Origin of the sequence: Pararhizobium antarcticum, assembly GCF_001885585.1 — a bacterium.
Lineage (GTDB): Bacteria > Pseudomonadota > Alphaproteobacteria > Rhizobiales > Rhizobiaceae > Pararhizobium > Pararhizobium antarcticum.
The window spans coordinates 1-8,177 of the sequence record NZ_LSRP01000148.1; the positions used below are offsets into that span (position 1 = coordinate 1).

General features: G+C 59.4%; 6 protein-coding genes. 3 read left to right on the forward strand and 3 right to left on the reverse strand.

Translation table 11 applies throughout. The annotated features are described in order from the left end of the window. The first annotated feature begins 600 nt into the window (after window positions 1-600). Both AX760_RS25030 and AX760_RS25035 read left to right on the forward strand, forming a co-directional pair. Window positions 601-1,374 carry an NAD kinase gene (locus AX760_RS25030; RefSeq protein ID WP_071835738.1) on the forward strand — a complete coding sequence of 258 codons (774 nt, stop codon included), beginning with the start codon at window positions 601-603 and terminating at the stop codon, window positions 1,372-1,374. Window positions 1,375-1,475: 101 nt separating this feature from the next. Then, on the forward strand, window positions 1,476-1,994 hold the full coding sequence (locus AX760_RS25035; RefSeq protein ID WP_071835743.1) for a hypothetical protein: 519 nt from the start codon (window positions 1,476-1,478) through the stop codon (window positions 1,992-1,994). A gap of 124 nt (window positions 1,995-2,118) precedes the next feature. Here AX760_RS25035 and AX760_RS25040 read toward each other — a convergent pair whose 3' ends face one another. Beyond that, window positions 2,119-3,033, reverse strand: coding sequence for a DMT family transporter (locus AX760_RS25040; protein ID WP_071835739.1), 915 nt, complete (start codon window positions 3,031-3,033; stop codon window positions 2,119-2,121). Window positions 3,034-3,125: 92 nt separating this feature from the next. Here AX760_RS25040 and AX760_RS25045 point away from each other — a divergent pair, with 92 nt between their 5' ends. Continuing rightward, window positions 3,126-4,004, forward strand: a complete 879-nt coding sequence (locus tag AX760_RS25045; protein WP_071835740.1) for a LysR substrate-binding domain-containing protein — start codon at window positions 3,126-3,128, stop codon at window positions 4,002-4,004. A 166-nt stretch (window positions 4,005-4,170) separates the two neighbouring features. On the opposite strand, the gene prfB is transcribed toward AX760_RS25045, so the two are convergent. Both prfB and AX760_RS25055 read right to left on the reverse strand, forming a co-directional pair. After that, window positions 4,171-5,302, reverse strand: a protein-coding gene (gene prfB / locus AX760_RS25050; protein ID WP_139276227.1) for a peptide chain release factor 2 whose coding sequence is annotated in 2 segments (ribosomal slippage) — window positions 4,171-5,232 and window positions 5,234-5,302 — 1,131 coding nt in all. Because the reading frame shifts where the segments join, the coding sequence is not laid out codon by codon here. A 155-nt stretch (window positions 5,303-5,457) separates the two neighbouring features. Beyond that, entirely contained in the window at window positions 5,458-7,911 is a 2,454-nt protein-coding gene (locus AX760_RS25055; RefSeq protein ID WP_071835742.1) for a penicillin-binding protein 1A, read from the reverse strand. Between the last annotated feature and the right edge of the window lie 266 nt (window positions 7,912-8,177).

An 8,177-nucleotide genomic window follows, 5' to 3' on the forward strand; every position in this document is an offset into this window, starting at 1 on the left:
CTTTGGAATATTTTGTTATACGTGACTAAATACAATATAGCTGCAAATACGCACACGCCAACAACATACCAATTCTCTCCGGCAGAAATAATATAGCAAAAAATAAGATATAAAATAAAGACTAAAACACATATGGTGCCAGGCAGAAGAAATTCTTGCTCCAAGATGTTCTTTTTCACACTATACCTCCACGGGATGGTATTTTCTCGGGCAATCTCTCCAGCGAGCATATTTGACACTCAGCACAGCCGGCGCGAACATATCAACACTCAGCTTAGCACGCGCCCTCCGGGGAATTATAGGGTTCATCCAAGCGTAAGCATCGCCCGGCGCAGAGAATGTACTAAACTTACCTATCTTTACCGCACTCGGAAGAGCGTTCTCTGCGAGAAGTGCGGCTCCAGGGCCATCAAAGAACCCGCCTCCCCCCCCGCTCAGCTTCACCATTCTTTTCTTTTCCCTTGTGCTGTTTTGTGCATGATGGCGCGCGCGTCGCTTGCGCGGTGCCGTCGGCTGCCGTCATGATGATGTGACGGACGACGAACAGCGTCTCAGACCCGCCCGAAGCGGAAGCCGCGCAGACAAACAGACAGGCATTTCATGGCTCGCACATTCCAGACCATCGCCTTCGTCGCCTCTCCAGCCGACGAAGCGCAGAAGGCGGCTGACGAACTGGCAGCGATCTACGGCAACGAGGACCCGGTCACCGCCGACGTGGTCGTGGCGCTCGGCGGCGACGGCTTCATGCTGCAGACGCTGCACAGGACGATGAATTCCGGCAAACTGGTCTATGGCATGAACCGTGGCTCGATCGGTTTCCTGATGAACCGCTACAGTACCGAAAACCTGCGCGAACGACTGTCCGAGGCCGTGGAGAACACCTTCCGGCCGCTCGAAATGCAGACCGTCGACGCCGATGGCAACCGCTTCCAGGCGCTGGCCATCAACGAGGTCTATCTGTTTCGCCAGTCCTATCAGGCCGCCAAGCTGAAGGTGGTCGTCGATGGCCACGTGCGGCTCGAGGAGCTCATCTGTGACGGCGTCTTGCTTGCAACCCCCGCCGGCTCGACAGCCTACAATCTTTCGGCGCACGGCCCGATCCTGCCGCTGGAAGCACCGCTCCTGGCGCTGACGCCGGTCAGCCCGTTCCGGCCACGGCGTTGGCGCGGCGCCCTTTTGCCGAACAAGGTCACCGTCGACATCACCATTCTGGAGGCCGAAAAGCGTCCGGTGAACGCCGTGGCGGACCATATCGAGGTCAAGTCCGTGGTGCAGGTGCGCATCGCCCAGTCGGAAAACACCACGGCCTGCATCCTCTCCGACCCTGACTATTCCTGGTCGGACCGGATACTTGCCGAGCAGTTTTCGAATTGAGGGTGACGGCGGCGCGCGAACATGGTGATATCACTGCAGGATCGAACGAAAAACGCCCTGGAGTTGCCGCCATGGATCGGATTGGCCTGCTGACACGCTGCATGGCTTTGACACTCGCTACTGTTCTGACGCTGGCGGCTACCGCACCGCGCGCGCAGGATGCCGGCATCCTGCCAGCCAACGTCATCTTCGTGACGAGCACAGGCTATTGGGAGGACAGCGGAGATCCGCTGGAGGCCCTTGCCCCTTCGACAAGCCCTTCGAGCGCACAAACGGCTCCGGCAGCCGAAACGCCAGAAGAGGCGGCGCCGCTGCAACGCGGATATTACAAGCTGATTGCGGTGCGCCAGACCGATGGCACCGCGCAGATCCATCTCCAGCAGATTGCCTCCAGCGCTGAGGGCCCGAAGGTGGTTTCGTCGGCCGAACTCGAGGAATTCTCCAACCTGAAGGCCTATGTCACCGACATCCGCCCCGAAAGCTCGACCGGTGTCTCCCTCCAGCCCGGCCTGTTTGCAACCGTCTACCTGAAAACCGATCCACAGGCGGCGGAACCTGACAGCTGGACCGTCTTGATCGACGACATCGGCGACATCAAGGTCGAGCGGGCCACGAACTGACGCGGCCGGTTGTCTTGGCGGAGGATAGAACACCGAGCGCTCGGCCGAGCGCAACACTGCCGGATGCATATCGCTGCGAAGGACATGATTTCCCAATGCAGACCAGCGGGGTTGCGGGCATGGCTTACACCGACGATGTGTCTTCCCGCGCGCTGGACGGTGACTTGATGACCGCAAGTATGATGCCGCCTATGGTGATCATCGCTGCCCCTGCGACGACACCCAATGTCGGCTGTTCGCCAAAAAACACAAAGCCGATCAGACCTGCGAAGATCAACCACGTATAATCGACCGGACCGACAATCGACAATGATGCAAGGCGGTAACCCTGGACAATGCAGTATTGTGCCGTCACCGCCACGGGTCCGAGAAGGACAAAGGGCATTGCGCCTTCAAGGGTTAGCGGCACCCACTGGATTGCAGCGGGTACGGCCATCAGCAGGATGCCGAACGTGTTGACATAGAGCAGCACCGTCATCGCCCGATCGGAGTGCGACAGCACCTTGATCATCAACCCTTCGACCGCCAGCAACGCCGCGCCAATAACCGCGATACAAGCCGGGAAGACATAGACCAGGTGGAACTCGGTGAACGCGCCTCGCGATGCCATGAGGATCGTGGCGCCGGCGCAGCATATTGCGATTGCGCCAACATGCTGCCCGCTTAACCGCTCCTTCAGGACCATGACCCCCAACGGGATAACAAACACGACATAAAGCAAGCCGATGGCCGTGGCATCCATGATCGGCATGTTTGCGGATGCGTAGATCAACGCGCCCCCACCTGATGCACCAAAGACAGCCCGTGTGAAATGCGAGTATGGTTTTGGGCTTCGATAGGCTGACAGTCTTTCCCGTCGCACTGCCACAACCAGCAGCAGCGTTGCCAGCCCGCCGATGTAGCGGAGGAACAGGATTTGCAGGGCGCTTGCGCTTCCATCGGCAAACTTTCCGGAAGCAAAGATCAAAGAAAATAATGCTGTTCCACCGGTTACCCATGCAATGGCTTTGATCGTTTTATAAAAATGATTTGAGTGCATCGCTTTTTCCAGAGGGATATATCGATATCGCTTGTGCTTGGTTTTCGTGTAGTTCTCAAACGAGAAATTTGAGGGGAGCCTGAGGAAAACTCATGCAGTTCAGACGCCGCATTTCACTGAATGCCATCAGGGTGTTCGCGACTGTTGCACGCACCGGAAGCTTGACAGCCGCAGGCGCTGAACTCGGCGTCACCGCCGGTGCGGTCAGCCATCAGCTTAAAAAGCTCGAAGATGGGCTTGGCGTGAGCTTCTTCCGCCGCGGAAACAATTCCGTTTCTCTGACTGACGTGGGGGAGCGATTCTATCAGGAGGTCTCGCTGGCGATAGGACTGATCGAACGATCAGCCGATGCCCTGTACCGCGACGAGAACGAAATGACCGTGTTGGCCTCGATGTCGTTTGCGGTACGCTGGCTCATTCCATCCCTGGAGCGTTTCCGCACCCTATGTCCGCAAGCGCGGGTCCGGGTGGAAACAAGCACGCACCTCACCTTCCCGACCGTTTCGATTGCCGATGTGACTATCCGCTACGTCCGGGCTGATGAACCGGTTGAAGGATGGGCACTGCTTTGTCGCGACTTGAGCTGCCCTGTCGTTTCGCCAAGTTTGTTGGCCAGGGACGGTGATCTTCCGGAGAGCACCATTTCCGACGTGCCTGCCCTGCAATGCGCAGCCGGGAATTGGGATTGGAAGCTCTGGTGTGCGAAATCAGGGGTGCCAATGAAACACCTTACCTTTGCCCATGAATTCGACACGGACGACGCAGCGCTTCACGCTTGCGTTGCCGGACTGGGCATGGTGCTCGCGCCACATCTTCTCACAAGCAGGGAAATACGCTCCGGCACGTTGACGGCATTGCCCGGATACAAACCGGTTGAAATCGGATCATACCGCTACCTAAGACGGTCTGAATCGAGGCTCGTGCGGCAATTCTGTGCTTGGATGGAAGCCGAAATGCGGGGCGTTGAGTAGAATTTTGGCAACTTTGCACCAATATCCCCGGCTTTAAAACCTCTCGATGGCTCCTGTCGCAACGTCAGAGCTTCGCGACAGGGATTTGCGCCACGCGCATGGTTCACTCCGGTCGGCATCGGCTCCCTGACTTCAATTTGAAACCTCAGGGAGCCTGCAACGCCGATCAGTTGAGGTCTTCGACAACGGCATCGGCGCCGCCGTTGACGCGGTGGGCAAGCGCTGCTTCCATGAAGTCGTTCAGGTCGCCGTCAAGCACATCGTCCGGTGCCGTGCTGGCAACGCCGGTGCGCATGTCCTTGACCAACTGGTAGGGCTGCAGCACGTAGGAGCGGATCTGGTGACCCCAGCCGATTTCGCTTTTCGACGCGGCTTCGGCATTGGCTGCCTCCTCCCGCTTCTTCAGCTCGGCCTCGTAGAGACGGGCCCGCAGCATGTCCCAGGCCTTCGCCTTGTTCTTGTGCTGCGACCGTTCCTGCTGGCACTGCACGACGATGCCGGAGGGCATGTGTGTGATGCGCACGGCCGAATCGGTGGTGTTGACGTGCTGGCCGCCGGCGCCCGACGAACGGTAGGTGTCGATGCGGCAATCGCTTTCGTTGATATCGATCTGGATCGAATCGTCGATGACGGGATAGACCCAGATGGACGAAAACGAGGTGTGGCGACGGGCATTGCTGTCGAAGGGCGATATGCGCACGAGGCGGTGAACGCCCGATTCGGTCTTCAGCCAGCCATAGGCATTGTGACCCTTGACGAGAAGCGTTGCCGACTTGATGCCGGCCTCTTCGCCGTCATGCACTTCCATCAGTTCGACCTTATAGCCCTGGCGTTCGGCCCAGCGGGTATACATGCGTAAAAGGATGTTTGCCCAGTCCTGGCTTTCCGTGCCGCCGGCGCCGGAATGGACTTCCAGATAGGTGTCGTTGCTGTCGGCCTCGCCGGACAGCATCGCCTCGACCTGGCGGCGCGCCGCTTCGGTGCGCAGAACGCGCAACGCATCCTCGGCCTCCTTGATGATGCCGGCGTCGCCCTCTTCCTCGCCAAGTTCGATGAGGTCGATGGCATCCTGCATCTGCTGCTCGAAAGCGCGGACGCTGGTGATGCCGTCATCGAGGTGCTGGCGCTCGCGCATCAGTTTCTGCGCTTCGGCGGCATCGTTCCAGAGGTTCGGATCCTCCGACTTGTTGTTCAACCAGTCCAGTCGTCTTACCGCCTGGTCCCAGTCAAAGATGCCTCCTCAGCAGGCTGATGGCCTGCTTGATTTCGTCGACGATATTTTCAATTTCGGTCCGCATGGTCCTGCTTCTTGGCGTCTGTTCAAAGGATGTGCCGTGCATAAACATGACGGCTTGGGATGTAAAGCCGGCTGTCCGTTTCGAAAGGCTGGATCAGGCGGACGAAAGCGCGCCGCGAACACGGGTTCGCTTGGCGCGCCTCCGGTTTTCGTTTTCTAGAAAAGGCCGCCCTGACCGGATGTCACCGCCTGGTTTGCCTGTGGCGATGCCCTGAGGATTTCTTCCGGCGGGATGTATTCCTCCACGCCGCCGATCACCGAGAACGTGTCGGCAGGCCCGGTGCCCGGCTTGAATGCCTCGATGATCGTATCGGGGTCACCGTCAAAAGCCGCCATGCCGGTCTTGCGATTGACCGGAACGAGGCTCATGCCTTCCGGCACAACGAACTTGCCTGGACGCGTGCCCTTGGTCGCAGCCTGCATGAAATCGTTGAAGATCGGCGCGGCAAGCCCGCCACCGGTCGCACCGCGGCCAAGTGGAGCCGGATTGTCGAAGCCGAGATAGAGACCGGCGACCATGTCGGGCGTGTAGCCAACGAACCAGGCATCCTTCTCGTCATTGGTCGTTCCGGTCTTGCCGGCCACGGGACGGTCGAGCTTGATCTTGCCGGCAGCGGTACCGCGGCTGACGACACCTTCCATCATCGAGGTGATCTGGTAGGCGGTCATCGGATCGAGAACCTGCTGGCGATTGTCCGTCAGAACAGGTTCTTCCTGGCTTTCCCAGTCCGCGACATTGCAGTTGTCGCAGGTACGCTCCTCGTGCCGGAAGATCGTCTTGCCGTAGCGGTCCTGGATACGGTCGATCATCGACGGCTTGATCTGCTTGCCGCCATTGGCCAGAACCGAATAGGCCGACACCATGCGCAGCACCGTCGTTTCGCCAGACCCGAGCGACATGGCAAGCACTGGCAGCATCTTGTCATAGATCCCGAAGCGTTCGGCATATTCTGCCACCAGGTTCATGCCCATGTCGTTGGCCAGCCGCACCGTCATCAGATTGCGCGACTTTTCGATGCCGAGACGCAGGGTCGAAGGCCCCGCCGAGCCGCCGCCATAATTTTCCGGGCGCCAGACCTGGCCGCCGGCGACCATTTCAAACGGCGCGTCGAGAATGACGGAGGCCGGCGTATAGCCATTGTCGAGGGCCGCCGCATAGACAAAGGGCTTGAAGGAGGAACCCGGCTGGCGCATCGCCTGCGTCGCGCGGTTGAATTCCGACTGGCCGTAGGAAAAACCGCCGACCATGGCGAGCACGCGGCCCGTCTGCGGATCCATGGCGACCAGGCCGCCCTGAACCTTGGGTGGCTGGCGCAGGCGATATTCGCCCGCAGCTTCCAGTGCCTCGACATAGACGACATCGCCGGGCCCGAGCACGCCCTCGGGCGATTTGGCGGACTTGCGATCTCCGCCGGAGGAGCGATAGGCCCACTGCATGGCCTTGGCGGCGATGTGGCCGGTGACCCGGTCGGTACCGATCTTGCCCGAGACTTCCTTGTCCGGCTGGATACCGATTTCCACGCCATCTTCATTGGTAGCGAGAACGACGGCGAGTTTCCATTCCGGCACGTCGGAGAGCGTCGGCAGTTTGCCGAGCGGATCCCCCCAGTCGCCACCAATCTCGATTGTCTTGATAGGACCATGGAAGCCGCGCCGTTCGTCATAGTTGACGAGGCCGTTGTGAAGCGCCCTGCGGGCCTCGATCTGCACCTTCGGATCCAGCGACGTGCGCACAGAAAGACCACCTTCGTACAAGGCATTGTCGCCATAACGCTGGATGATCTGGCGGCGAACCTCTTCAGCGAAGTAATCCGATGCGAAAAGATGCGACCCGCCGCGGCGAAGCGTTACGCCCAGCGGCTTCTTCTTGGCATCCTCGCCGTCGCTATGGGTGACATAACCGTTTTCGACCATGCGATCGATCACCCAGTCGCGGCGCTCGAGCGCGGCTTCGGCCTTGCGGAAAGGGTGATAATTGGCCGGCCCCTTTGGCAGCGCCGCCAGATAGGCGGTTTCCGAAACGGTCAGCTCGGTCACCGACTTGTCGAAATAGGTCAGCGCCGCGCCGGCAATGCCGTAGGAGTTCAGGCCGAAAAAGATTTCGTTGAGATAGAGTTCGAGGATGCGGTCCTTGCTGTAGGCCTGCTCGATGCGGAAGGAGAGAATGGCTTCCTTGACCTTGCGGTCCATCGTCTGGTCGGACGTCAGAAGAAAATTCTTGGCGACCTGCTGGGTGATCGTCGACGCGCCGACGGGGCGGCGGCCGGAGCCGAAATTCTGCAGGTTGACGAAGATCGCACGGCCAAGGCCGGTGATGTCGACACCCGGGTGCTGGTAGAAATTCTTGTCTTCGGCCGAGATAAACGCAGCCTTGACGCGGTCCGGAATGGCTTGGATCGGCAGATAGAGGCGCCGCTCACGGGCGTATTCGGCCATCAGGGCGCCATTTCCGGCATGGAACCGGGTGGTCACCGGCGGCGCATAGCTGTTCAGCACCTCATAGTCCGGGAGATCCTTGGCAACGCTGCCAAGGTAGACCGCGACCACGGCCGCAACCCCGAGCACAAGAAATGCGCCAACGCCGAAGAAATATCCAATCAGTCTGATCATCAGCCAGATACCAGTGCCTTGTTGTCGTTGCGCCTCGACGACCCTTGCAGGCCGTTCAGGGGCCTAACGCCCACCTCGTTCGAATGCAATCACATCAGAGAAATATATTGATTCTCATCTTGCCTGCGAAATCTGCATGCCTGCCTGACGGGGCTGTGACAAAGCCACCCTGTCGCCCGGAAGAAAAACACCGACGACGAACCGGACCGTCATGCCCCGCAGATCCCCTTCGATAACGACCCGATTGTGCGCAAAATAGGGCTCTC

Excerpts from the sequence above, each read along its gene's own strand:
- AX760_RS25045 (WP_071835740.1), top strand. The coding sequence starts at position 3,126 with ATGCAGTTCAGACGCCGCATTTCACTGAATGCCATCAGGGTGTTCGCG.
- AX760_RS25040 (WP_071835739.1), bottom strand. The coding sequence starts at position 3,033 with ATGCACTCAAATCATTTTTATAAAACGATCAAAGCCATTGCATGGGTA.
- AX760_RS25035 (WP_071835743.1), top strand. The coding sequence starts at position 1,476 with ATGGCTTTGACACTCGCTACTGTTCTGACGCTGGCGGCTACCGCACCG.
- AX760_RS25030 (WP_071835738.1), top strand. The coding sequence starts at position 601 with ATGGCTCGCACATTCCAGACCATCGCCTTCGTCGCCTCTCCAGCCGAC.
- AX760_RS25055 (WP_071835742.1), bottom strand. The coding sequence starts at position 7,911 with ATGATCAGACTGATTGGATATTTCTTCGGCGTTGGCGCATTTCTTGTG.